23 protein-coding genes and 1 tRNA gene are annotated in these 23,977 nt (G+C 39.8%); 21 read left to right on the forward strand and 3 right to left on the reverse strand.

Features of this window, described 5'->3' with window-relative positions:
* Positions 1-497 precede the first annotated feature (497 nt).
* From C427_RS11230 to C427_RS11265, 8 genes are all read left to right on the forward strand, one after another.
* Positions 498-905, forward strand: coding sequence for a DUF2750 domain-containing protein (locus C427_RS11230; protein WP_007635358.1), 408 nt, complete (start codon positions 498-500; stop codon positions 903-905).
* Positions 905-1,447: a DUF6942 family protein gene (locus C427_RS11235; RefSeq protein ID WP_007635359.1), complete on the forward strand. Its 543-nt coding sequence runs from the start codon at positions 905-907 to the stop codon at positions 1,445-1,447. Before C427_RS11230 ends, C427_RS11235 begins: the two co-directional genes overlap by 1 nt.
* Before the next feature lie 155 nt (positions 1,448-1,602).
* On the forward strand, positions 1,603-2,238 hold the full coding sequence (locus C427_RS11240; protein ID WP_226991058.1) for an ANTAR domain-containing response regulator: 636 nt from the start codon (positions 1,603-1,605) through the stop codon (positions 2,236-2,238).
* 17 nt (positions 2,239-2,255) lie between these two features.
* Complete coding sequence (locus tag C427_RS11245) at positions 2,256-3,380, forward strand: CmpA/NrtA family ABC transporter substrate-binding protein (RefSeq protein WP_015430855.1); 1,125 nt, start codon at positions 2,256-2,258, stop codon at positions 3,378-3,380.
* Between the two features lie 530 nt (positions 3,381-3,910).
* Positions 3,911-5,251, forward strand: coding sequence for a CmpA/NrtA family ABC transporter substrate-binding protein (locus C427_RS11250; protein WP_407636111.1), 1,341 nt, complete (start codon positions 3,911-3,913; stop codon positions 5,249-5,251).
* 76 nt (positions 5,252-5,327) lie between these two features.
* Positions 5,328-6,293, forward strand: coding sequence for an ABC transporter permease (locus tag C427_RS11255; RefSeq protein WP_407636112.1), 966 nt, complete (start codon positions 5,328-5,330; stop codon positions 6,291-6,293).
* Between the two features lie 73 nt (positions 6,294-6,366).
* A complete protein-coding gene (locus C427_RS11260) occupies positions 6,367-7,224 on the forward strand; it encodes an ABC transporter ATP-binding protein (RefSeq protein WP_007635364.1) in 858 nt (285 codons plus the stop codon).
* 101 nt (positions 7,225-7,325) lie between these two features.
* On the forward strand, positions 7,326-8,552 hold the full coding sequence (locus tag C427_RS11265) for an alginate export family protein (RefSeq protein WP_007635365.1): 1,227 nt from the start codon (positions 7,326-7,328) through the stop codon (positions 8,550-8,552).
* A gap of 126 nt (positions 8,553-8,678) precedes the next feature.
* Here C427_RS11265 and C427_RS11270 read toward each other — a convergent pair whose 3' ends face one another.
* Positions 8,679-9,095: a DoxX family protein gene (locus tag C427_RS11270; protein ID WP_007635366.1), complete on the reverse strand. Its 417-nt coding sequence runs from the start codon at positions 9,093-9,095 to the stop codon at positions 8,679-8,681.
* Positions 9,096-9,180: 85 nt separating this feature from the next.
* Between C427_RS11270 and C427_RS11275 the strand changes: the two genes are divergently transcribed.
* A complete protein-coding gene (locus C427_RS11275; protein ID WP_007635368.1) occupies positions 9,181-9,534 on the forward strand; it encodes a VOC family protein in 354 nt (117 codons plus the stop codon).
* Between the two features lie 50 nt (positions 9,535-9,584).
* Here C427_RS11275 and rnhA read toward each other — a convergent pair whose 3' ends face one another.
* Positions 9,585-10,046: a ribonuclease HI gene (rnhA, locus tag C427_RS11280; RefSeq protein WP_007635370.1), complete on the reverse strand. Its 462-nt coding sequence runs from the start codon at positions 10,044-10,046 to the stop codon at positions 9,585-9,587.
* Between the two features lie 151 nt (positions 10,047-10,197).
* Between rnhA and dnaQ the strand changes: the two genes are divergently transcribed.
* The 7 genes from dnaQ to C427_RS11315 all read left to right on the forward strand — a co-directional run bounded on the left by dnaQ (position 10,198) and on the right by C427_RS11315 (position 18,245).
* Entirely contained in the window at positions 10,198-10,905 is a 708-nt protein-coding gene (gene dnaQ, locus C427_RS11285) for a DNA polymerase III subunit epsilon (protein WP_007635372.1), read from the forward strand.
* A 24-nt stretch (positions 10,906-10,929) separates the two neighbouring features.
* Positions 10,930-12,411 (forward strand): TIGR03503 family protein, encoded by a 1,482-nt coding sequence (locus C427_RS11290; protein WP_007635374.1) that lies wholly within the window; start codon positions 10,930-10,932, stop codon positions 12,409-12,411.
* A 174-nt stretch (positions 12,412-12,585) separates the two neighbouring features.
* Positions 12,586-12,662 (forward strand) — tRNA-Asp (locus C427_RS11295).
* 150 nt (positions 12,663-12,812) lie between these two features.
* Entirely contained in the window at positions 12,813-13,886 is a 1,074-nt protein-coding gene (locus C427_RS11300; RefSeq protein WP_015430856.1) for a CNNM domain-containing protein, read from the forward strand.
* A 15-nt stretch (positions 13,887-13,901) separates the two neighbouring features.
* The gene (lolD, locus tag C427_RS11305) at positions 13,902-14,627 is read left to right on the forward strand and encodes a lipoprotein-releasing ABC transporter ATP-binding protein LolD (protein WP_007635376.1); all 726 of its coding nucleotides are present in this window, start codon (positions 13,902-13,904) and stop codon (positions 14,625-14,627) included.
* Positions 14,627-15,862: a lipoprotein-releasing ABC transporter permease subunit gene (locus tag C427_RS11310; RefSeq protein WP_007635378.1), complete on the forward strand. Its 1,236-nt coding sequence runs from the start codon at positions 14,627-14,629 to the stop codon at positions 15,860-15,862. Before lolD ends, C427_RS11310 begins: the two co-directional genes overlap by 1 nt.
* A gap of 88 nt (positions 15,863-15,950) precedes the next feature.
* Positions 15,951-18,245, forward strand: coding sequence for an FdhF/YdeP family oxidoreductase (locus C427_RS11315; RefSeq protein ID WP_007635379.1), 2,295 nt, complete (start codon positions 15,951-15,953; stop codon positions 18,243-18,245).
* A gap of 159 nt (positions 18,246-18,404) precedes the next feature.
* Here C427_RS11315 and efpL read toward each other — a convergent pair whose 3' ends face one another.
* Entirely contained in the window at positions 18,405-18,977 is a 573-nt protein-coding gene (efpL, locus tag C427_RS11320) for an elongation factor P-like protein EfpL (protein WP_007635380.1), read from the reverse strand.
* Positions 18,978-19,150: 173 nt separating this feature from the next.
* On the opposite strand from efpL, the gene C427_RS11325 reads away from it, so the two are divergent.
* The 5 genes from C427_RS11325 (at position 19,151) to C427_RS11345 (ending at position 23,885) form a co-directional block, all read left to right on the forward strand.
* Positions 19,151-21,094 carry an ATP-dependent DNA helicase gene (locus C427_RS11325; protein ID WP_007635384.1) on the forward strand — a complete coding sequence of 648 codons (1,944 nt, stop codon included), beginning with the start codon at positions 19,151-19,153 and terminating at the stop codon, positions 21,092-21,094.
* Positions 21,091-21,777 (forward strand): tRNA (adenosine(37)-N6)-threonylcarbamoyltransferase complex dimerization subunit type 1 TsaB, encoded by a 687-nt coding sequence (tsaB, locus tag C427_RS11330; protein WP_007635385.1) that lies wholly within the window; start codon positions 21,091-21,093, stop codon positions 21,775-21,777. The genes C427_RS11325 and tsaB overlap by 4 nt, the downstream gene beginning before the upstream one ends.
* Before the next feature lie 111 nt (positions 21,778-21,888).
* Positions 21,889-22,191: a hypothetical protein gene (locus C427_RS11335; RefSeq protein WP_007635386.1), complete on the forward strand. Its 303-nt coding sequence runs from the start codon at positions 21,889-21,891 to the stop codon at positions 22,189-22,191.
* Positions 22,192-22,304: 113 nt separating this feature from the next.
* Positions 22,305-22,946 carry a Slp family lipoprotein gene (locus tag C427_RS11340; protein WP_007635387.1) on the forward strand — a complete coding sequence of 214 codons (642 nt, stop codon included), beginning with the start codon at positions 22,305-22,307 and terminating at the stop codon, positions 22,944-22,946.
* Positions 22,947-23,045: 99 nt separating this feature from the next.
* Complete coding sequence (locus C427_RS11345) at positions 23,046-23,885, forward strand: alpha/beta fold hydrolase (RefSeq protein ID WP_007635388.1); 840 nt, start codon at positions 23,046-23,048, stop codon at positions 23,883-23,885.
* Positions 23,886-23,977: the final 92 nt, after the last annotated feature.

The following is a 23,977-nucleotide window of genomic DNA, read 5'->3' on the forward strand; positions in this document are numbered from 1 at the left end:
CCGGTAATGCTTTTAGTTTGTGGAAAAATTTCCAGTTCTAAGCCATAACTGTTTATATCGGTACGGTTCGCTATATTTGAAAAAGGTTGAGCTGTGTCACTGATAATTGGGTCCAGTGGCAAAATGGCTGTAGAAGCTGTTAAAAGAACTAAACAGCTAAATATGGTCAGTTTTCGAATGATACTTGTTTCTAAAGCTACAATAACTGTCCTGCTTGATACTTATTGGGAGTATCTTTACATGACTTAATCAACTGCACCAGCTTGTCGATTTAGCATTTCTTTGTTGCTTTAGACTATTCTAATGAGTCGAAATACCTAAGACTGAAAATAACGGCGGTGGCGATTATCAGCTAAATCCACGTTTTACTCTTTGGAGCTTAGGGTATATATAAGGTATTATTAGCATCGTTTCTGCGTATATATTGGCTTTCCTGCTTATTTAATTTTTAAATAAGGTTAATAACGGCCGAAAATCAAAATTAGGATATTGATATAATGAATGAAATTTCGCAGGAAAACTTTCTTGCTCTAAGTAAAATGTTACCCGAATTGCGCTTTGAATACGCATTGACGCAAATGATTGAAAAACAGAGCTTATGGGGATTGTATGGCGAAAATGGTTGGGTGATGCTCAAAGCTGATGATGATGCCTGTATACCTATTTGGCCACACAAAGAATTTGCCGAGGCTTGGGTAAAAAATGAATTTCCTGATTGCCAGCCCAAACAAATTGATTTTGTGGAATGGATAGGCACGTGGCTTCCGGGAATGAAAAACAACAATACCTTAGTATTGGTCTTCCCATTAGGTGACGATGAAGAAGGGATCATGCTTGAAGCTGAAGAAATGATTGATTGTATTGAAGAGGATTTAAAAAAGTTAGCAGCAAACGACCCTAGTTAATGCCTATAAGTGACGAAGTGTCTGGACTAGGTGACGAGTGTGCCCAGTTTAATGTCTATATCGCCAATCGTCCCGCTTCCTCTGACTATTCAAACCTAGGCCGCATTAAGCCGCTGTCTGCAGGAGAGATTCATGCTATTGGCCTTACTTGTGGTAATGGTTGGCGTAAGGTATTTAATGTGTATGCTAAACTATTGTTTGAACTTAATGCCGAAAATATCGTTTCGTTGCAAAGCTCTCAGAGTTGGCAGCATTTTCGGGATCATGTTTTATTACAAGACTCGTCCAATACACGTTTACTTTTTTTAGCGCCACAACTCGATAATATTGAAGATTCAAATAGTAATGTCATACACATTATTATGGGTAAAACCTACGCTAGCTCACTTAATTTACCTTACTCATTGACATGGCTAGATCACGAATTTGCTATCGACACGCATAACAAATTACTGGTCTGTCCCTATTTTGACTATCGCCAGTTATCAAATATTAAAATAATGCGGCTTGTAGAATTGATAAGAAAATTGAGGAAGACATAATTTATTTTACATAACAGCACCAATCTGGTGCGCTTGCACTTGTTTGGCCTTACCAAACACAAGCTATTGACAAAAACTTTATTAACTAACTGATATATATGGTCATTAAATTTGGCTCATGGCTTGCTAAAGTTAAGTTACGAAAGTTCATTATTATGGCTTGGAAAGATAGCTTGCAATATACCTCCTCACTTAAACAACAAAAAAATGTGATACCAGAGTTGCGTATTTTGTTGATCGATGAAAACCGCCAAAGAGCGGAGTCTTTGACGTCGGCTCTAAATAACTCTCGATACAAAATTAATCACTTAGCCAATCCAGACATGTCACTGTTAAAACAGGTAGATGAAATCCAGCCAGATATTATTGTGATCGATATAGAGTCCCCCAGCCGTGATATTTTAGAAAGTTTAAGTACCATTTCTCATTACAACCCTAAACCTATAGTGATGTTTTCTGGGGAAAAAGATACTGATACTATTAATCAATATATTGAGTCAGGGGTCAGCGCATATGTTGTCGGTGATTTGCAAGCCGATCGAGTAAAACCGATTTTGGATGCTGCAGTGGCGCGCTTTCGGGAATTTCAAAAATTAAAAGTAGAATTAAGTGACACCAAACAACAACTAGCCTCACGAAATCTGATTGATCAAGCTAAAAGATTATTAATGAAGAAAAGAAACCTATCGGAAGATGATGCTTTTAAAGCTATGCGAAAAACAGCCATGGACACAGGTCAAAAGCTAGATGATGTAGCGAAAACGCTTATTTCTTTTCTAAACACAATTTAAGGTACTAGGTCAAAAGTATGATTGAACCTGAACAAACCGATCTAATATTAGGGTTTATTCCGTTAACTGATTCCGCGCCATTAATTGTGGCTAAAGAAATGGGTTTCTTTAGCCAATGGGGGCTGAATGTTAAATTACAGAAACAAAATTCTTGGGCAACCCTTAGAGACAAATTACACGCCGGATTATTAGACGCAACACAAATGTTAGCGCCCATGCCATTAGCCAGCTCATTGGGTTTAGGATGTGCCAAAGTGCAGGTGATTACTCCATTAGTACTTAGCTTAAATGGCAACGCTATTACGTTGTCTGAAAAGCTACATCAAGAGATTTTGCAAGAAAACAACCTCGCTCATGTGACGTTGCCACTTGCTGCATACTTGCTGCAGAAAGTGATTAACGTGCGTAAAATACGAAAGCGTCCTAAGCTTCGTTTTGCGACTGTTTTTCCATATAGCTGTCATTATTATCAACTTAGAGATTGGTTATCCTCGGCTAATATTTCAGAAGAAGACTTAGACATCGTGGTTGTGCCCCCCGTGAATATGGTGGCATTTTTACAAAGCGGTGAAATTGATGGCTGTTGTGTAGGTGGTCCTTGGAACGCTAAAGCTGTTAGAGCAGGTATTGGTTTAACCGCTTTGACATCTTTTGATATATGGCAAGATAGCCCTGAGAAAGTGCTAGGTCTATTAGCCAGTTTCCAGCAGGCTAAACCTAATACAGTTATTGCTTTAAGCGCTGCGTTGAAGCAAGCCTGTATCTGGTTAGAAAGTATTCCAAATAGGTTTGAGGCAGCACGTTTACTGAGTTCTGACCAATATTTAGATGCGTCTGTTGATGTGATTGCACCATCATTAATTGGCAGTTGTCTTACCCATATCACTATGCCGCCTCGTGCTATCCCGTCGTATAATCAGTTTTCCAAATCTACTAAGAATGCGGCTAGCACTAGTTCAATTAATGTACCTGAATATATTAGAGGTGAATGGTTAATTAGCCAAATGAAAAATGCAGGACAGTTAAAAGATATTGATGTACCTGCTGATTTAGTCAGAACAGTATTTAGGCCAGACATATATCATCAAATGCGCCTGAAACTAGAAGATCAGTCTGTGCAATTTTTTCGTCGTTCAGGCTAATAAAAATATCGGTATGACAATAGTGTGTTATCAGGTGCTTACTTGTGGTGTGCTTGACTTATTTTAAAGGTAAGCATTTAAAGATAAGGTTTAGTCTTCTTGTATTATATTTTCTCGGCTTAATCAGTGTGCACATAATTGCCATAGCACTGTGGTAGTGCAAATGTGCACTCCTTTGGCAAGAATATTGTTTTATAATATTTAGGTGCTGCTATTAAGTCACTGAAAAGCAAGGCAAATAATAGTTGGCACTGTTACTGCAGCACAAAGCATGAATGAGCGACTTCTTATAACAAGAATAATTGTCCTCAATAATTAGAAGACGTTAAGCGTCCTCACGCGTTAAACAAATAATTGTAATTATGCGATGTAGCGTTGTTACAAATAGGCAATGCAGCCCGCAAAGACTTTCCGTGTCCTGGAGTCTTTGCGGGTTTTTTTTTGGCTAATAAAAATCGGAGTAGAAAATGACCAATCTAAAGTTATTAAGTTCGTTAAAACTAGTTGTTAAATCACTCCGAGTAGGGGTGATGTCAACGCTTTTAACAGGTTCAGTTATCGCAACAGGCTTATCAGCACAAGAGTTGGGATGGCCAGAGAAAGAAGAATTAAAATTTGGATTCATTAAATTAACAGATATGGCACCCCTTGCGGTAGCTTATGAAAAAGGGTATTTCGAGGAAGAAGGCCTTTATGTAACGCTTGAAGCACAAGCCAACTGGAAGGTATTACTTGACCGAGTGATCGATGGGCAGCTCGATGGTGCGCATATGTTAGCGGGACAACCTTTAGGTGCAACAATTGGGTATGGCACTAAAGCAGATATAATCACGGCATTTAGCATGGACTTAAACGGTAATGCCATCACAGTTTCCAATGATATTTGGAAAGAGATGAAAAAGCATGTTTCACACGAAAATGGGAAACCAGTTCACCCCATCTCAGCGGTTTCTTTGAAGCCAGTAGTTGATGATTTCAGAAGTAAAGGTAAACCGTTTAAAATGGGCATGGTATTCCCCGTTTCTACGCATAACTACGAATTACGTTATTGGTTAGCTGCTGGAGGTATTCACCCTGGATATTATGCACCGCATAAAGGGGATACTAGTGGTCAAATAGATGCTGAGGCCTTGTTATCTGTCACGCCTCCACCACAAATGCCCTCTACCATGGAAGCAGGCACTATCCATGGTTATTGCGTAGGTGAGCCTTGGAACCAACAAGCTGTATTTAAAGGCATTGGTGTGCCAGTTGTCACCGATTATGAAATTTGGAAAAATAATCCAGAAAAAGTATTTGGTGTCAGCAAGGGTTGGGCTGAAGAAAATCCTAATACGCATATACGTGTGGTTAAAGCGATGATCAGAGCAGCCATGTGGTTAGACGAAAATAACAATGCTAACCGTCCAGAAGCAGTGAAAATTCTTTCTAAAAGTCAATATGTCGGTGCTGATTACGAAGTTATCGCAAACAGTATGACAGGCACATTTGAATACGAAAAAGGCGATAAGCGTGACGTGCCTGACTTTAATGTGTTTTTTCGTTATAACGCGACGTATCCTTTTTATAGCGATGCCATTTGGTACTTGACGCAAATGCGTCGTTGGGGACAAATTTCGGAGCCTAAAGCTGACTCTTGGTATAAGGATATTGCTAAGCAAGTTTATCGCCCTGATATATATGCTCAAGCTGCTAAGGCTCTAATAGCTGAAGGCAAAGCCAAGGCAGTCGATTTCCCTGAGTTTGCAACAGAAACAGGTTTTAAGCCTGCTCAGACACACTTTATTGACAATATTGTGTATGACGGAAGTACACCTAATGCTTATTTAGAGAAATTTGCTATCGGTCTTAAAAATGACAGCAAAATTTAACTAGCGATGTGAGCTGATGGGGGCATGCCCCATCAAGCATGGAGTGTTTCAAATGAGTAAACAGCAAGCAGTTCCTATGATTTTTAATCAAGTTAGACAAATTAATTGGCCATCTCTTAATCAATTTTTAACTGCCACAGCACTGCCCATTGTCGGAATTGTGATATTCCTAGGGTTATGGAGTTTGATGGCAAAGAATATTGATACTTCGTTGGGCAAGTTCCCTGGTCCTGCGTCAGTATGGCAGCAGACTATTGTTTTAGTTGATGAACATAATGCGCAGATGGACAAAGCCGATAAGTTTTACGAGCGTCAAGAACAACGTAACGCCGCACGTTTGGCTAAAGACCCAAGCTATGCGTCTAAGATTAGAGGTTTTACCGGTGCGCCCACCTTCTTTGAGCAAATTTGGACGAGTCTATACACCGTGATGGTGGGTTTTATTGTTGCTTCATTGTTGGCCATTCCGATAGGCATTTTGTGTGGGTTAAGTAAAAATGCTTATACGGCTATTAACCCATTGATTCAATTATTTAAACCGGTATCACCTTTAGCATGGTTACCCTTGGTCACTATGGTGGTAAGTGCTGTGTATGTCAGCTCTGATCCGATGTTTTCAAAATCGTTTATTACCTCCGCAGTAACCGTTGCACTGTGCTGCTTGTGGCCCACTTTAATCAATACTGCTGTTGGTGTATCGAGTATCGACAAAGATCTAATTAATGTAAGTAAAGTGCTGCGACTAAATGGCTTATCACATGTGACTAAGATTGTATTACCTTCATCGATTCCTGCCATTTTTACCGGTTTACGTTTATCCCTTGGGATTGGCTGGATGGTTCTGATTGCTGCAGAAATGCTCGCCCAGAATCCTGGTTTAGGTAAGTTTGTGTGGGATGAATTTCAAAATGGCAGCTCAGAGTCATTAGCCCGTATTATGGTGGCAGTATTAACAATTGGTGTGATTGGTTTTGCGTTAGACAGAATAATGTTAGCGCTGCAGAGAACATTTAGTTGGGACAAGAGTGCGGTATTGCGTTAAGCCTTTTATTAAGACGTATAGTCACCAAAAATTTTGACTGGTAGTAACCAAAAGTATATTCGAGGATAAAGTAATGAGTCACAAACATCATTTAGAGTTGACACAAGTTGGAATGGATTTCCCCACTGCTAAGGGACAATTTAATGCTTTGCAAGACGTTAACCTGCGTATTAATAAAGGTGAGTTTATTTCATTAATTGGTCACTCTGGCTGCGGTAAGTCGACCGTTTTAAATATTGTAGCAGGCTTATATCAAGCGACTAAAGGTGGCGTTATCTTGGATAACCGAGAAGTAAATGAGCCTGGACCAGAACGCGCAGTGGTATTTCAAAACCATTCATTATTACCTTGGTTGAGCGCTTATAAGAACGTTGAACTAGCGGTTAAACAAACCCCTAATGGTCGTTCAAAAAAAGAAATCAAAGAGTGGGTTGAACATAATCTAGAACTGGTTCATATGAGTCACGCCGCTGACAAGTTACCAGCTGAAATTTCTGGGGGCATGAAACAACGTGTTGGTATCGCGCGCGCTTTGGCAATGGAGCCAAAGGTATTGTTGATGGATGAGCCTTTTGGTGCACTTGACGCATTAACTCGTGCACATCTACAGGACTCAGTTATGGAAATTCATGCACAATTAGGTAATACCGTTATTATGATCACCCATGATGTGGATGAAGCCGTGTTACTTTCAGACAGAATTGTGATGATGACCAATGGCCCTGCGGCCACTATTGGCGAGATTTTACCTATTGAATTAGACCGACCCAGAAATCGTATCGAATTAGCTGACAACCAAGAATACAATCACTATCGTCACGAAGTACTAAAGTTCTTATATGAAAAACAGCGCAAAGTAGAATCTGTTGACGAACACCGTAAAAAACAATCCAAACGCAAGAGTGGGGCAACTCGCAGCAATGTGGCTTAGTCACAGTATTACCCCATAACTTTTATTCAATAAAATTAGATAACTGCTAACAGAAAACCCTGTGAGAAGGTATATCTGTCCTTAAAACTAGAGAGAAAACAATGAAAACAACCATTAAAAAAATGAACAAACATGCCATCAACATAGCTCTAGTAATAGCACTTGTTGGCTCTGTTAATAGTCAAATGGTATACGCACAAGGATTTATTGAAGCCCTTACCTCAGGTAAGGGCAGCGTTGATTTAAACTTGCGTTACGAAAGTGTTGACCAAGATAATGCCCTTGCAGATGCCAGTGCGCTGACATTACGTACATTATTGGCTTATGACACTGGCAGCTATAAAGGATTCTCGGCTAAAGTTGAAATGGAAGACACCCGCATTGTGTTAGGCCAAGGTGATTATACCGTTGGACCAAGTGGCTATAACCTTGGTCTATATTCGGTTATTGCAGATCCTGAGCATACTGAATTGGATCAGGGTTACATTCAGTATAAAAATGCTGGTTTTAGTGCAAATTTAGGTCGCCAAGTGATCACTATGGACGGACATCGATTTGTTGGTCATGTTGGCTGGCGTCAAGATAGACAAACCTTTGATGCGTTATCTGCAAAATATACCGCTGTAAAAGACTTGACGTTGCAATACGCTTATATTACTCAGAGAAACCGTATATTTGCTCAAGATGCTGATTTAGATTCAAAAGATCATTTAATCAATGCGTCTTACAAAACATCAGTGGGTACATTGACAGGTTATGGTTATTTACTTGAAGTTGATAATAATACCGATAATGCTTTAGATACTTTTGGTATTAGCTTTGCTGGTAGTACTAAAGCGGGTGATTCTAAGATCTTGTATCGCGCCGAATACGCCAGCCAGACCAGTGAGTCAGCGGTGGCGGACTTTGATGTTAATTATTTAAACCTTGAAGCCGGGGTCGTCTTTAGTGGTATGACTGCTAAAGTTGGCTACGAAGTGTTGGGTTCAGATAATGGTGCCTTTGGATTTTCTACCCCTCTTGCCACTTTACATAAATTTAACGGTTGGTCTGATCAGTTTTTGGGCACCCCTTCACAAGGATTAGTCGATACTAGCTTTATGTTAACAGGCAAAATATTGGGTGGCGGATGGACAGCTGTTTATCATAAATTTAACGCTGATGAGGCCAGCGAAAGCGTTGATGATTTAGGCAGTGAATTTAACTTATCATATGTCAAAAAATACGCTAAATATTACACCGCAGGTATCAAATATGCGGCATATTCTGCTGGGGATATTAAAGTAGACACTGATAAAGTTTGGATATGGGTTGGCGCTAAGTTTTAATGATATGAAATGATGAAAAAAGAAGTCAACATTATGAATAATGTTGACTTCTTTTTTATAAAATTATCTAAAGTAAGCATACGACCAATGGTCAAATTGTTAATTAGATTACAGAACTAATTCAGTCTAAATATTTTTGGCTTTTCGATTGTCCAGACTTAGCCAACCTGTGCCCATGCTTGAAACAATAAGCAATCCAGCCATGATCCCCATATTTTTAAAGAAGTTTTGAGTTTCATGGGTGCGTTCTAAACTTTCTGCCATGCTCCAAAAATCGTGCATGTAGATACTAATAACTAGAGTTAATCCAGCTAAAATTAGAGCGGCGAGCTTGCCTTTAAAACCGATTATAATGGCTAAGCCTAATGTAACTTGGATAACAATGGTAGCGGGCAATAAAAATGCGGTAGCAGGCACATTGTGAGCAAGCATATAGTCTGTCATTGTCTGATAGCTGGTTATTTTCTGTAATCCCGGCAAAATAAAATAGATGCCCATTAACAGTCGACCTAATAACAAACAGATATTTTCAATTACGCGCATTGGTTATCCTCAAATTTAGTAAATTTTAGTGCATTATTACACTAACAACTTGCTAACATGATGCTTTAAACAAGTGGATAATACTATGAGCCAGCACCATAAAATTAATTATATTGAAATTCCAGTAAAAGCCTTGGCTTCAAGTAAAGCCTTTTTTAATCAGGTGTTTGGTTGGACATTTGTAAGCTACGGTGACGACTATGCTGCTATTTCTGGAGCTGGCATTGCAGGTGGTTTATACGTTTCTGAACATAGTGTGTCTGCTGATAAAGGCAGTGTGTTAGTTGTGTTATACAGTGATGATTTAGTTAAAAGTCAAGCCGCAATAGAAGCTGCTGGTGGCAGCATTAAAATTCCTACTTTTGAATTTCCTGGTGGACATAGGTTTCACTTTTGCGATGGAAATGACAATGAATATGCAATGTGGAATGATAAGTAGTTTGCAGCTACTTATCATTTATTAACCTGAATCTGGAGTTGAAGCATTACTCAGCCAGAAAAACCGCTATCTACTGGCATGTTTTTACCTTCAGCTGCTTTTCGAGCAAGTTGGTCACAAGCTTCATTTTCAGTGTGACCAGAATGACCCTTTACCCAAAACCAACTGACTTTGTGTTTAGCGACTTGTTCGTCTAGACGTTGCCATAAGTCGACATTTTTTACTGGATTTTTGTCTGAAGTACGCCAGCCATTTCTACGCCAATTTTTAATCCATTGGTTAATCCCATTTTTTACGTACTGGCTGTCCGTGGTTAAGTTAACAGAACACTCTTCAGTTAAAATAGCCAGTGCTTCAATAGTAGCCAGTAGCTCCATTCTGTTGTTGGTGGTATGTTTAAATCCTTGACTGAGTTCTTTGCGATGTTTGTCAAAAATCATCACCGCACCATAACCACCAGGACCAGGGTTACCTAAGCAGGAGCCATCTGTAAAAATTTCTACTTGTTTCATATTTGCCTAATTTTAAGTGTATATCTGGATAAAAATTCAGGAATTTATTGTTAAGCGCAGTATAATGTCCGAGTCGGTTAAAACCACAAAATTCTATAATTCGATTAATTTTAGAGTTCCATCAATTTTATAGTTCTATAAAGAGTCTGAAATGCGTCAAGTTGTATTAGATACCGAAACCACTGGATTAGATCCGAAACAAGGCCACCGTATTATTGAAATAGGCTGTGTGGAAATGATAAATCGTCGTCTGACGGGAAATACCTTCCACGTTTACATCAATCCTCAGCGCCTAGTCGAGCAAGAAGCGATAGGGGTCCACGGGATCACCAATGAATATCTGACAGACAAGCCTGTCTTTAAGTCGATAGCTAATGAATTTATTGATTTTATTAGTGGCGCTCAGCTGGTGATCCACAATGCACCATTTGATATTGGATTTATGGATCATGAATTTAATAGGCTGACAGGTCTGGCAGTCAAAGAGTCTGCCAAAATGTGTACTGTGCTCGACACACTAGATATGGCAAGACAGATTCATCCGGGGCAAAAGAACAACCTTGATGCATTGTGCAGGCGTTATGGCATCGATAACTCACATCGAGAGAAACACGGTGCGTTGTTAGATGCAGAGATTTTGGCTGATGTGTATCTGTTGATGACAGGTGGCCAAACTGACCTTAATTTAAGTGGTAAGGCTAGCGGTGAAGGTGGCTTGCAAGTAGAAACTATTCGTCGACTGTCTGCTCAAAGAAAACCATTAAAGGTTGTTATGGCAACGGCCGATGAATTAGAACAGCACGAAATTCGCTTGGATTTAGTGGCTGAAAAAGGTGGCGCCTGTATATGGCGTGAATAGCGACAAATAGTGAGTTGAGTAAACATGTTAAAACAGAATGTATCGGCTCTTGTTTTTTGTCTTATTGCACACGTTAGCTGGTCGGTTCAAGCTACTCCCCAAGGTCAGCAGGACAGTGAATTATCTGCAGTTAGTCAAAGTTCTGGTTCGCCTCTGACGCAATTAGGTACCGATTATCACAATGGTATCGAGTTACTGCAAAATCGTTTTAGAATCGATTTCGAAGTTGACGAAATTACTATGATATTTTTTCGTGACTTCGGCTCTGCTCCCATTGTTTTAGTGCAGCCTGATGGATCCAAAATATTTCAGTCTAGTGCCGATGGTAGCAGTGTCTTTTGGTTTGATAGCAGTACCTACGACATGATCAGCATTAAAAACCCTATGCCTGGACCATGGCAAGCGGTTGGTCAGATTTCGCCTGAAAGCCGAGTTATGGTGATCAGTGATTTAGCATTACATGCCGACCCTTTACCTAATATTATATTTTCTGGTGAAATTCTTAAAAAAACGGCCTATTTGACCAATAATGGAGTGCCCATTGATTACACTGCATTTAGAGATGTGGTTGAACTGACTATTTCATTGGCGAGTACTAATAATCCAAATTTTAATAATTTTGGTGCCAACAAAGAAATCATCGCGTTTTTTGAAGACAACGGTAAAGGTATGGATGAGTTACCTTTGGACGGGGTATTTACAGGGCAATTTAACCTTGCAATTGCCGATGGCGAATGGGTCCCTATTTTTGCTGTATCTACACCTATGTTTACCCGTGAGCAGGTTGATCCTAATATTACGCTGTTGGCCAATCCTATTAAAGTGACGTTTGAGCTGGATGGTGGGGGCGAGGGTCATCACAAACTTAAAGTGGATGCTCAACGTGAATATGTTGATATGTCGACTTTATTGATCGATGGAAAAGTTCGCTTTCCAAATGGCGATATACAGAATTTTTCTATTACAGATATGTCATCTGATGTTCGAGAGTATTTAATTGTTAGTTATGAGTATGGCGTATACCGCGTTAAATTGACTGCCTATGGAAATACCACACAAGGCAGAGAGTTTATTTTGGATGTGCCAGAATATAGCTTCTTAACAGTGGAGCCAGAGCCAGTTGTTGTAGCTGTTGAACCAAATAGTGTGGACCCATCTCTAGAGGATAATGCCAGCGTGCAGAACGCATTGCCCAAGCAAGAATTACCTTTAGTTGATGAAAAAATGTCAACTTCAACCCTTGTCTCATTGATTGTGAGTATTAATCTGTTTCTTTTAATTGTGGGTGGCGGGTTAATTTGGTGGCTTACCTTAGAAAAAAAACCTGATTTTAAATTTATGAAAAGATCTAAAAATATTGTTGTTGCTAAAGACACTAAAAATTCTCTGAATTTTTTAACAAAAATGTTTAAACGCAAACCCAAAGGGACAACAGCAGAAAAGAAACCTCAGGCTAAAGATAAATCTGACCCTGGGTTTATGGACATATGCCTCCCTAAAGAATGATTATTGTCCGCTTAATCAACAAATTGTTTAATACTACAGCAATCAATGCTTTTAACTGAATATCCTACAAAAAAGCTATTGACTAGTATGGGGTGAACCCGTATTATCTGCGCCGCGGTTGGGAAGGGAGTTAAATAAATTCTTACTTAACCGTTTGATAACATTGAAAATTATGGAGTGGTAGTTCAGTTGGTTAGAATACCGGCCTGTCACGCCGGGGGTCGCGAGTTCGAGTCTCGTCCACTCCGCCATTAAATTGTTTGCTAGTCTCTTCTTATGTGAAAATTCTTTTTCGACCCTATTAACACTACGCTATCTGCTTATGGTTTGATAATATTGTGTTATGTTCTATATCTATATTTATATGATGCTTTGACGCTATCCTCTGAGAATTAATCCCTATGCTTTTGTTGTTGTTATATATCGTTATCGCGTTAGGCTTTTCGTTTGTTTGCTCTATAGCAGAAGCGGTTATCCTAAGCATTTCTTCTGCCTATATTTCTGTATTAGAAAAAAAAGGCCATCCATCAGGGAAGTTGCTGAAAAAGCAGGTCAGTGATATCAATCGACCTCTTGCCGCTATTTTGAGTTTGAATACCATTGCGCATACGATGGGAGCAGCTGGTGCAGGCGCACAGGCGGCTGTAGTGTTCGGGGATGCTTATTTAGGCATTGCTTCGGCTATTTTGACTTTGTTGATTTTAGTTTTTTCTGAAATTATCCCTAAGACCCTTGGAGCAACTTATTGGCGTAAACTTGCACCAGCTACCGCCTATTTTTTAAAATATTTGATCATTGTTTTGTGGCCATTTGTACAAATGGCGCAAAAAATGACATCCAAAATGCAAGATGAGTCACCTCTTATTGGTTTGAACCGCGATGAATTATACGCGATGACTGCGTTGTCTTTTGAAGAAGGTCAAATTGCTGCCCGAGAAGCTACTGTGATGCAGAACCTACTTAGCTTAAAGCAACTTAAAGTTCGGCAAGCCATGACCCACAGAACAGTCGTTTTTTCGTTACCTGATAATATGATTGTTGAGAATTTTTTACAAAATCACGCTGATGTGTCATTTTCACGGATCCCTATCTATGAAGATGGTGAGCCAGAAAAAATTACCGGTTATGTATTAAAGTCAGATTTATTATTGGCCTACGCTCGTGGCAATGCTGACAAAGAGCTTAAGACTTACCAAAAGGATATGGTCACCATACTAAGCAGTATGTCGTTAGCCAATGCCATTGCACCCTTACATTCACAACGAGGAAATATGTTACTTATCGTGGATGAATATGGTGGTTTAGAGGGGGTGTTAACGGTTGAGGATTTAGTTGAGAGCTTGTTCGGTATTGATATCATTGATGAAAGCGACCAAGTGGTAAGCATGCGAAAATTAGCTCGAATATTGGCTAAAAGAAGAGAAAAGAAGCGTTTACGTAAGCATCAGAAAACCAACAGTTCAAATGCAAATTAGGGAAATATGCTGATTATGAGTGAGTTACTCAAATGTACCAATCTGTCCAAAGAATATAACGATGGAGAAAACAGGGTTAAGGTGCTTAAAAACATCAATTTTTCTATTAATAAAGCCGAGCAAGTTGCCATTGTAGGCAGTTCAGGCTCGGGTAAAAGTACCTTATTACACTTGCTAGGGGCTCTAGATAAACCTACCTCAGGGCAAGTGACGTTTGAACAACAAGACATATTTACTTTTAGCAGCAATCAACAAGCTCAATTTCGTAATCAATCCCTTGGTTTTGTTTATCAGTTCCATCATTTATTACCCGAGTTTAGTGCGTTAGAAAACGTCGCTATGCCTCTATTAATAGCTAAAAAAGCTATTAAACAAGCAAATGAGTCAGCCATGGCTATGTTGGATAAGGTCGGGTTATCTCACCGATACAAACATAAACCTGCTGAATTATCGGGTGGTGAACGGCAACGTGTGGCTATTGCCAGAGCTTTGGTGACCCAACCCAAATTAATACTTGCAGACGAACCGACAGGCAACCTAGATCAAAAAACCGGTGAAAGTATTTACCAGTTACTCAGTGACTTACGCGAGCAAATGCATACCAGCTTTGTGGTGGTGACCCATGATACTCAATTGGCTAAAAGATTAGACCGCTCTTTACACTTAATCGACGGCTGCTTGAGTGATGCATCCACTGAAACAATAGACATTTTAACAAACGATATAAAGGGCACTATCTAGTGCATTTGGTGTGGTTGTTAGCGTGGCGTTTCCGTTCAAATAAACGCCAGAATGGTTTTATATCATTTATTTCGGCTTCTTCAACTTTTGGGATTGGCTTAGGGTGTTTTGTGCTGATCCTGTTGTTGTCGGTAATGAACGGTTTTGAAAAAGAATTAAAAGATCGTTTGTTGTCTGTTATTCCCCATGCAGAATTTAAATCTGTTTATGCCAGTGGCATTGAAAACTGGCCTGCAGAAGTAGAAGCTTTGCAGCATCACCCCGAAGTGATTTTTGTCGAACCTTATGTAAACGCCACGGGAATGTTGCAAAAAGGCAATAACATGAAGGCGGTTGAGATGACCGCCTTAGATCCCCTTTATGCATCTGATGGTGTTATCCCAAGTTTAGTTTCAAGCGAACAATGGCAGCAATTTCAATTAGATGAAAACGCCACTATGTTAGGCATCGGCTTGATGCAAAAGTTAGATTTGGTAGTCGGTGATAAAGTACAAATTTTATTGCCTCAGCTATCAGAAGATTTTAGTTTAAGTGCCCCAAAAACTCTGCGACTAAATATCATTGCCAGTTTAGATATGGGCGGTGAACTGAGTAATCATATTGGCTATATGCATATGTCTCTGGCTGCACAGGCACAAAATATTAAGTATGGTGCCCAGGGAATACGTTTAAGATATCGAGATGCTTTTAGTGCAAGGGAATTAACACGTGAAATTGGCTATAAATTAACACCTGAAGTATATATGTCGGATTGGACTATTAACGATGGCAATCTGTATCAAGATATTCAGTTGGTGAGGGCGGTGGTGTATATCGCATTAAGTTTGGTCATCGCCGTGGCGTGTTTTAACATTGTTTCTACCCTAGTGATGGCGGTTAACGAAAAGCAAAGCGAAATTGCGATGCTTAAAAGTATGGGGGCAAAAAACAGCCTGATTATTTCAGTTTTCATGTTACAAGGTACATTTAATGGCCTGATTGGCACAATAGTAGGCGTAATATTTGGGGTTTTGGCGGCGACTAATTTAGCCGCTATTGCGAGTTTTATTGAAGATTTGTTAGGTGTACAATTCTTATCAGGCGATGTTTATTTTATTAATTTTTTGCCTTCAGAATTAAACTGGAATGAAGTTTATTTTACCGCTCTCATTGCTATAGTTTTGAGCATTTTAGCCACACTTTATCCAGCAATAAAAGCCGCGAGAATTAATCCTGCAAAAGTCTTGGGGCACTAATTTTTTATCTACAGCAAAATTAACAACGATAGTCATAATAATAGTGGTGCTGGGCGCTGCTGTATATTCTGAGTTAGAGGAAATTTAGATGACAAAAAACACTATTGAAGTAAAAAACTTGCAAGTAACCAAACAAAAAGACTGGGCAGCAGGGTTAACGGCTGTTGTGTCTGCATATAAAAATGTCAGTACTAAAGTTGGTCCCATTAAAGGTACTAGATTACTCACTCAACTCAATCAAATTGAAGGCTTTGACTGTCCCGGTTGTGCTTGGCCAGATCCCTTATTAAAGCGTTCGACCTTTGAATTTTGTGAAAATGGCGCCAAAGCCATAGCAGATGAAGCCACGTCAAAACGGGCAACATCAGCATTTTTTGAGCAACATAGTATTGAAGATTTAAAATACAAGTCTGATCGTTGGTTAAATGATCAAGGACGTTTAGTTGAACCGTTATTTCTAGCTGAAGGTGCTAAACATTATCAACCCATCAGTTGGTCAGATGCCCTCGAACTGATTGCAAAAAATTTAAGTCAACTCGACTCACCCAACCATGCTGCCTTTTATACATCTGGGCGCACCAGTAATGAAGCTGCGTTTTTGTATCAGTTATTTGTTCGTCAATTTGGTACTAATAATTTACCCGATTGTTCAAACATGTGTCATGAGTCCAGCGGTGTTGGATTAACTGAAACCATCGGTGTGAGTAAAGGTACGGTGTCATTACACGATTTAGAAAATAGCGAAGCTATTTTTATTTTTGGGCAAAATCCCGGATCAAACCACCCACGAATGCTGACTTCACTACAAGCCGCTAAACGTCAAGGTGCTAAAATTGTCGCTATTAATCCGTTAGATGAAGCGGGTTTAAAACGTTTTAAAAACCCACAAGAAGCGGAGGGTCTTATTGGTGCGGGTACTGCGTTACGGGATTTGTATTTGCCAGTGAAAATAAACGGTGACGTGGCTTTTCTTAAAGGATTGTGTAAAGCATTAATTGAAAGAGATGCAGCTGGGCAAGATGTTTTAGATCATGGGTTTATCGCAGAATATTGCCATGGTTTTACTGCTTTTGAACAGAACATGCTTGACACTTCTTGGACTCATATTGAACAGCATAGTGGATTAACGCAAAACCAAATTAATCAAGCCGCTGATATCGCTTGTGCCTCGAAGAAGACTATTTGTTGCTGGGCTATGGGTATGACTCAACATAAAAATGCGGTGGCTAATGTTCAGTTGATGACCAATTTTTTAATGTTGCAGGGCAATCTGGGTAAACCTGGCGCGGGTGTATGTCCAGTGCGAGGGCACAGTAATGTGCAAGGTGATCGCACTATGGGAATTTGGGAGAAACCGTCAACTGCTTTTTTAGATGCTTTGCAGCAAACGTATGATTTTGAAGTGCCAAGAGAGCCTGGCTACGACACTATAGAAACTATTCAAGCAATGGCGAAAGGGCAGGTTAAAGTATTGTTTGCACTAGGTGGTAATTTTTACCGAGCCACACCAGACCATACAGCGACTAAGCAGGCTTTGGCTAATTGTGAACTTACTGTTCAAGTTTCGACTAAATTAAATCAATCACATTTGTACACAGGTAAAAACGCGTTGATTTTGCCAGCGCTAGGACGAACTGAACTTGATCAACAAACATCTGGTATTCAAACAGTTACCGTAGAAAATTCTATGGGCGTAGTGCAAACGTCTCACGGAAAAATTCCACCTGCATCTAATTTACTCAAAAGTGAAGTGGCGATTGTAGCTGATTTAGCTACGTTAACGTTGCCGAATAGCCAGATTAACTGGCTGCAGATGAAGGCAGACTACCGATTAATCCGTGACGGAATTGCCCAGGTAATACCTGACTTTGAACGTTTTAATCAACGAATCGAAGAATTTGGCGAATTTGAATTGCCTAATGTGGTTAGAGATGAGCGTAAGTTTGTAACTGCCAGCGGAAAAGCAAATTTTATAGTGCATGATATAGAGTCTGTGCATGTGCCAGCGGGCTGTTTATTAATGATGACTATTCGTAGTCACGACCAATTTAATACTACTGTATACACTAACAATGATAGATATCGTGGTATTCATGGTAGCCGCCGAGTTATTTTTGTGAATGCAGAAGATTTAATAGATTTAGGCTTACAGGCTGGGCAACAAATAGATATTCACAGCCATTGGCAAAACGAAAAGATACACACTAGAACCGCAGACGATTTTACCCTGGTGGAATATGGCATACCTCGAGGGTGTGCAGCCGCTTATTATCCTGAAACCAATGACTTGATCCCCCTGAGTAGTGTCGCAGATAAAAGTAATACCCCCGCATACAAGTCAGTCGTGATCAGCCTGCATAAGAAAACAGATAAAGAAAACTAATACTAAAAATAGTGCTTTAGTGTTAATTTTAAAGATAAAAAATATTTTAAACCACCGAGGGAAAAGAGAGCATAGAGAAAAGCAAAAAAATATTTTAGTTTTAATCCATTTTTTCTTCTGGGTAGCGCTCCTTTTCCTATGTGGTGTATAATTTTAGCCTTATGAGTCTGCGCGACCCATAAATTTACTTTCTGATGTGTTGACTTTGATTTTTTCACCAGAAGCTATGTATTCAGGTACTTGAACCACTAATCCTGTGGCTAATGTGGCGGGTTTTGTGCGAGCGCTGGCCGATGCACCTTTTATAGAAGGGTCGGTTTCAGTGATAAGCAAGTCGACAGAAGCTGGTAGTTCAACGCCCACTGGTTTTCCTTCCACTAATAAAATTTGCAGGCCTTTAGTATCTTCGGTGATAAAAGGTAATTCTTCACTGATGGTGTCTGAGTTTAATGAGTATGGTGAATAGTCTTCGTCATCCATAAACACATACTCGTCGCCATCAACATAGGAAAAACTCACTTTATTACGGTGGAAATCGACTAAATTGAGTATTTCATCGGCTTTAAAACTTTCATCTGCCTTTGCACCTGTGCCCACTTCATACAAACGCATTCTATATAAACTGGCTCCAGCACGACCGCTTGGTGTCATTTTATTGATGTCTTTAACAATATAAGTTTTGCCATTATATTCAACGGCTGCATTCTTTTTAATTTCACTGGCTTTTGGCATGTTTAGGACTCTTTAAAGGGCTTTATGATATTTTACGGAAAAAATAACATGAAAACCAAAATAGGCAAGTGAAGTTGTGTTTTATAATCAACAACTTTTCACTCGTTAGTTGTCATGCTTTTTGGCATAATCTCACTCTACGTTTATTACTCTTCATCATTTATTAAGGCGTTATGTCCAAAACATCATCTTTGTTTGCTGTCGATGGCAAATTATCTGAGGCTATCGACGGGTTTGTTCCGCGCCAAGCACAAACTGATATGGCTGTTGCCGTTGAAAGTACTATCAAAAATAAAGCCGCTCTTATTGTTGAAGCTGGTACTGGAACAGGTAAAACCTTTGCTTATTTAGCCCCTGCATTATTATCTGAAAGAAAAACTATTGTCTCCACTGGGACTAAAAATCTGCAGGAGCAGCTTTTTTATCGTGACTTACCTCTGATAAAGAAAGCCCTGGGTTCAAATAGTAAGACGGCTTTGTTAAAAGGCCGTGCTAACTATTTGTGTTTGCATCGGTTAAGACAACATGGTGGAAACAGCACGCTAGTTGATAGACAAACACTGACCGAACTCACTCAAGTCAGGGTATGGGCTTCAAGTACTAAAACTGGCGATATGGGTGATATGAGATCGTTGGCAGAAGATGCTAAGGTGTTGCCTTTTGTCACTTCTACAGCAGATAACTGTTTGGGTAAAGATTGCCCAGACTATGAAGACTGTTATTTGGTCAAAGCACGTCGTAAAGCACTTGATGCTGATGTTGTTGTGGTTAATCACCATTTGTTTTTTGCTGATATGGCTTTAAAAGATACCGGCTTTGGTGAGCTTATTCCTGAGGCTGACCTAGTCGTATTTGATGAAGCCCATCAAATACCTGACATTGCTAGTGAGTATTTTGGTGAGACATTTTCAAGCAGACAAATGCTGGACATCAGCCGCGACGTCGAAGTGGTGTATCGCACTGTACTTAAAGACGCTAAACAATTACAAAGTGCTGCTGAAAAATGCAAAATGATTGCCGCAGATCTTCGCATTCTATTCCCTGAAAATCCCGCCAAGGGCAATTGGCGTCAAATGTTGTCTCGAGACGATGTACAAACTCAAATCAGTAAGTTAACTGATAGCCTCAATGTGTTGTACGAAGTACTAAAATTACATGTTGGCCGTGATAAAGACCTTGATACCATCTTTGAGCGAGTGTCAGAATCTAGAGGTAAGTTAGCACGTTTAACCGATACTACGCAGTTAGGTGTGAGCCTTTGGTATGAGACCACGATGCGGCATATAGTCTTGCATTTGACACCATTAAGTATCTCGAAAAAATTTGCCGATTTTATCGCTGAGCCAAAACGCAGTTGGGTCTTTACCTCGGCCACCTTGATGGTTGATGGCGCTTTTACCCATTTTCAACGTCAGATGGGATTAGACAATGCAACGACTTTGTCTTTGGATAGCCCTTTTGATTACCCTAATCAAGCCATGTTATGTGTGCCGCGTTTCTTGCCAGAGCCTAACGCTCGAGAAATGCGCGCCACTCTATTAGATATTTCTATTAAATTGGTTAAAGCCAGTCGTGGTAGGTGTTTTTTATTATTTACGAGTCATGCCACACTTAATGCTATTGCTAGTCAGCTAGAAGATAAAATCGATAACCCTATTTTAGTTCAGGGATCTACGACCAAGCGCGCATTGCTGGAAAGTTACATAGAGAATAAGGATGCCGTGTTATTGGGCACCGGGGCATTTTGGGAAGGCGTGGATGTTCGAGGCGACGATTTGACTTGTGTGTTAATTGATAAATTACCTTTCGCGTCACCAGACGATCCGTTACTACAGGCAAGGATCGAAGATTGCCGTAAAAGTGGTGGTAACCCTTTTGTACAGTTACAAATCCCCCAAGCCGCTATTGCCTTAAAACAAGGGGCAGGGCGCCTAATACGTGACGAGACTGATAAAGGTGTATTAGTCATATGCGATAACCGATTGGTTACTAAAGATTATGGAAAAATTTTTATGGGGAGTTTGCCAGATATGCATCGCACCCGTGACTTACAAAAAGCAGTGGATTTTTTACACAATATTCACAGCGATAAAGATGAAGTTGAGATTCAATCATGAATATTTTAATTATCGATACTGCGACCGAGGCATGTTCAGTTGCCCTTGAGGTCAACGATCAAATTTTTAAGCGTTTCGAAATTTGCCCACAGCAACACAGTCAACGAATATTGCCAATGATTGATGAGGTATTAAAAGAAGCAAACGTAACACTTCAAGACTTAGACTATTTAGCCTTTGGTCGCGGTCCCGGAAGTTTTACCGGGGTGCGGATTGCGACTGGGGTGTTGCAGGGATTAGCACTCGGAACTGGACATAAAGTGGTGGGTATATCAACTTTAGCGGCTATGGCACAGCAAGGTTACGCAGAAAACCAAACAGAACAGGTAACTGCAGCAATAGATGCTCGTATGTCTGAAGTGTACTTTGGCCAGTATCAACTTCAAAATAACATCATGACTTTGATTGGCGAAGAACAAGTGATACCACCACAGGATGCCGCTTTGCTGCTCAAAGATAACTCTTCAATGGCCGGTGTTGGAACTGGGTGGCAGGCATATTCAGAATTAAATACGGCGTCTAAGGTCAAGGTGCTAACCGCTGTTTTATATCCAAATGCGTTGTATATGTTGCCCTTAGCTAAAGCCTTAATCGCTGCAGGTCAGGCTGTCGAAGTAGAGGACATCCAACCCGTTTATTTACGTGACAAAGTGACCTGGAAAAAATTACCAGGACGCGAGTAAATACTGGATAGAATAATTTGGAATGATTCTTGTATTACATTAGCGGTAGATTCTTGTATTACATTGGCACTAAAAGTTTGTTGGCATTTGTTCTGTGATTAGGAAAAGTTGTTGAGTATAGATTCACTATCTTTATTAAAAGCATCTGATATCGCCCGTTCATCCCGGGATAAGCCTCGTGAAATAAAGTCAGATAAAGGCCATGATGAGAATCTGCAAAATGCTCAAATTTCTATTATCCGCAAGGGTGACAGTGAGACGCTTGAAAAAGCAGCCTCATTTAAGCAACAAACTGACTCTCTTTCTAGCAATAGTTTAAATGAAAAGGCAGCCATTGCTGCTTATCAAAGCATGGATAAGGAGCAGCAACGGCAGGGCATTCAATTATTATTGGGTGTTGATACCTTCGTTTGATCTATTCTTCCTTCTAATAGATATAAATATAAACTCAAAATTCAGTAGCTGTTCAGTTACTATAAATAAAATAACAGATAAACATATCTTGTTTGATCTATCTGAGGAAAATTATGAATATTCGCATATGTACTATATTAATCACTTTGTTTCTGGTTGGCTGTTCAACATTTCCTGACAAGCTTCAGCTTGATGATACTACCCAATTAATCTCTTATGAGGATGCCGCTTCAAAGGCCGAAGAAGTTAAAAACAAGACGTTGCGATGGGGAGGGGCTATCGCAAAAGTCGAAAACAAGCCTGATTATACTGTTTTTGAAATGGTTTATTATCCATTAAACGGTTATGGTCGTCCGGTTTCAGGTGAGGAGAGCATGGGACGTTTTCGTGTTCGGGTAAATGGCTTTATGGATCCTATGGTTTATCAAGTGGGACGTTTGATGACATTTACTGCACAGTTAAATGGTTTAGAAAAAGGTTTAGTTGGTGAGCATGACTACGTATTTCCAACAGCATCTGTTAATTCTTATTATTTATGGAAAAACGTGCAACGTATTGATGTTAGCGGGGTGCAATTATGGCCATATCGCTATTGGAACTCAGGGTACCAAAATTGGAACTACCCGCGACACTACCGTAGAAATGTAATTATTCGTAGTTCGGGTGGAAATAACAATCATAAAATTAAGTCATCTCGCCCAAGCGGTGCGACGAGTTATCCTAAACCTGTCAATATAAAAAGAATTGAAAGATAGCGGTAACCACATGCCAAGCCGGCAATTTATCGCTGAATAAGCGGCAAAATATTGCCGCTTTTTTGTGTTTAAAATTTGTAGTTTAAAAAAGGAAGATTTGTGCAACAAGACCTTGAATTCCCTCTTGCAAATATTACCCTTCGTGGTGTCGGTTATGGTGATCATAGCAAACCTATGATTTTGGCATTGCATGGTTGGTTAGACAATGCTTTAAGTTTTCAGCCTATTGCTGAGTACCTAAGCGATTATTATATTTTGGCATTAGACATTACTGGTCATGGGTTGTCTTCGCATCGTAGTAACGGTGCTCATTATCATCTTATTGATTTTGCCTACGATTTACATGAGTTGATAGAGTCCCAAGGTTGGCAGTCTTTTATATTAATGGGGCACTCAATGGGCGGCATTATTTCAACTATTTATACCAGTTGTTTTCCTGAACATGTCAGCAAACTTATTTCAATTGAGTCTTTTGGGCCTATGACCAAGGATACTCAAAATAGTCCATCCCAACTCAGGGACTCAATTCTAAGCAGGCTAAAAACCCAGCAAAGTGAAGCAAAACATCCCAGTAGTATTGAGCGAACGGTGGAAGCCAGAGCAAAGGTCGGGGATATCACATTAGGGTCAGCTAGATTATTGATATCGCGTAATATCCGTGTGGAAAATGATAAGTTATTTTTTACTACAGATAGACGTCTACGCACCTTTTCATCTCTTAGAATGACAGAACCCCAAGCTGAAGCTTTTGTGCGTAATATTAAATGTCCCACGTTAGTGATAACAGGTTCACAAGGTTACGAGTCGATGCGCACCATCGTTCAAAATAGGTTGGAGTGGGTTGAAGACTTAACAGTAGCCGAATGTGAAGGGCATCATCACTTACATATGGACAATCCTCAGTCCGTAGCAGAAAAAATTGTAGAATTTTTAAGCTGAAATGGAACTGGTCTAAGTTGTAAATCATTTGTTGATTTATCTTTGCTAAAGCTTTAGGTAGAATCAAAGGACATTTTCATATTCTATTACAA

It is taken from the genome of Paraglaciecola psychrophila 170, from assembly GCF_000347635.1.
In the GTDB taxonomy this organism is placed as follows: domain Bacteria; phylum Pseudomonadota; class Gammaproteobacteria; order Enterobacterales; family Alteromonadaceae; genus Paraglaciecola; species Paraglaciecola psychrophila.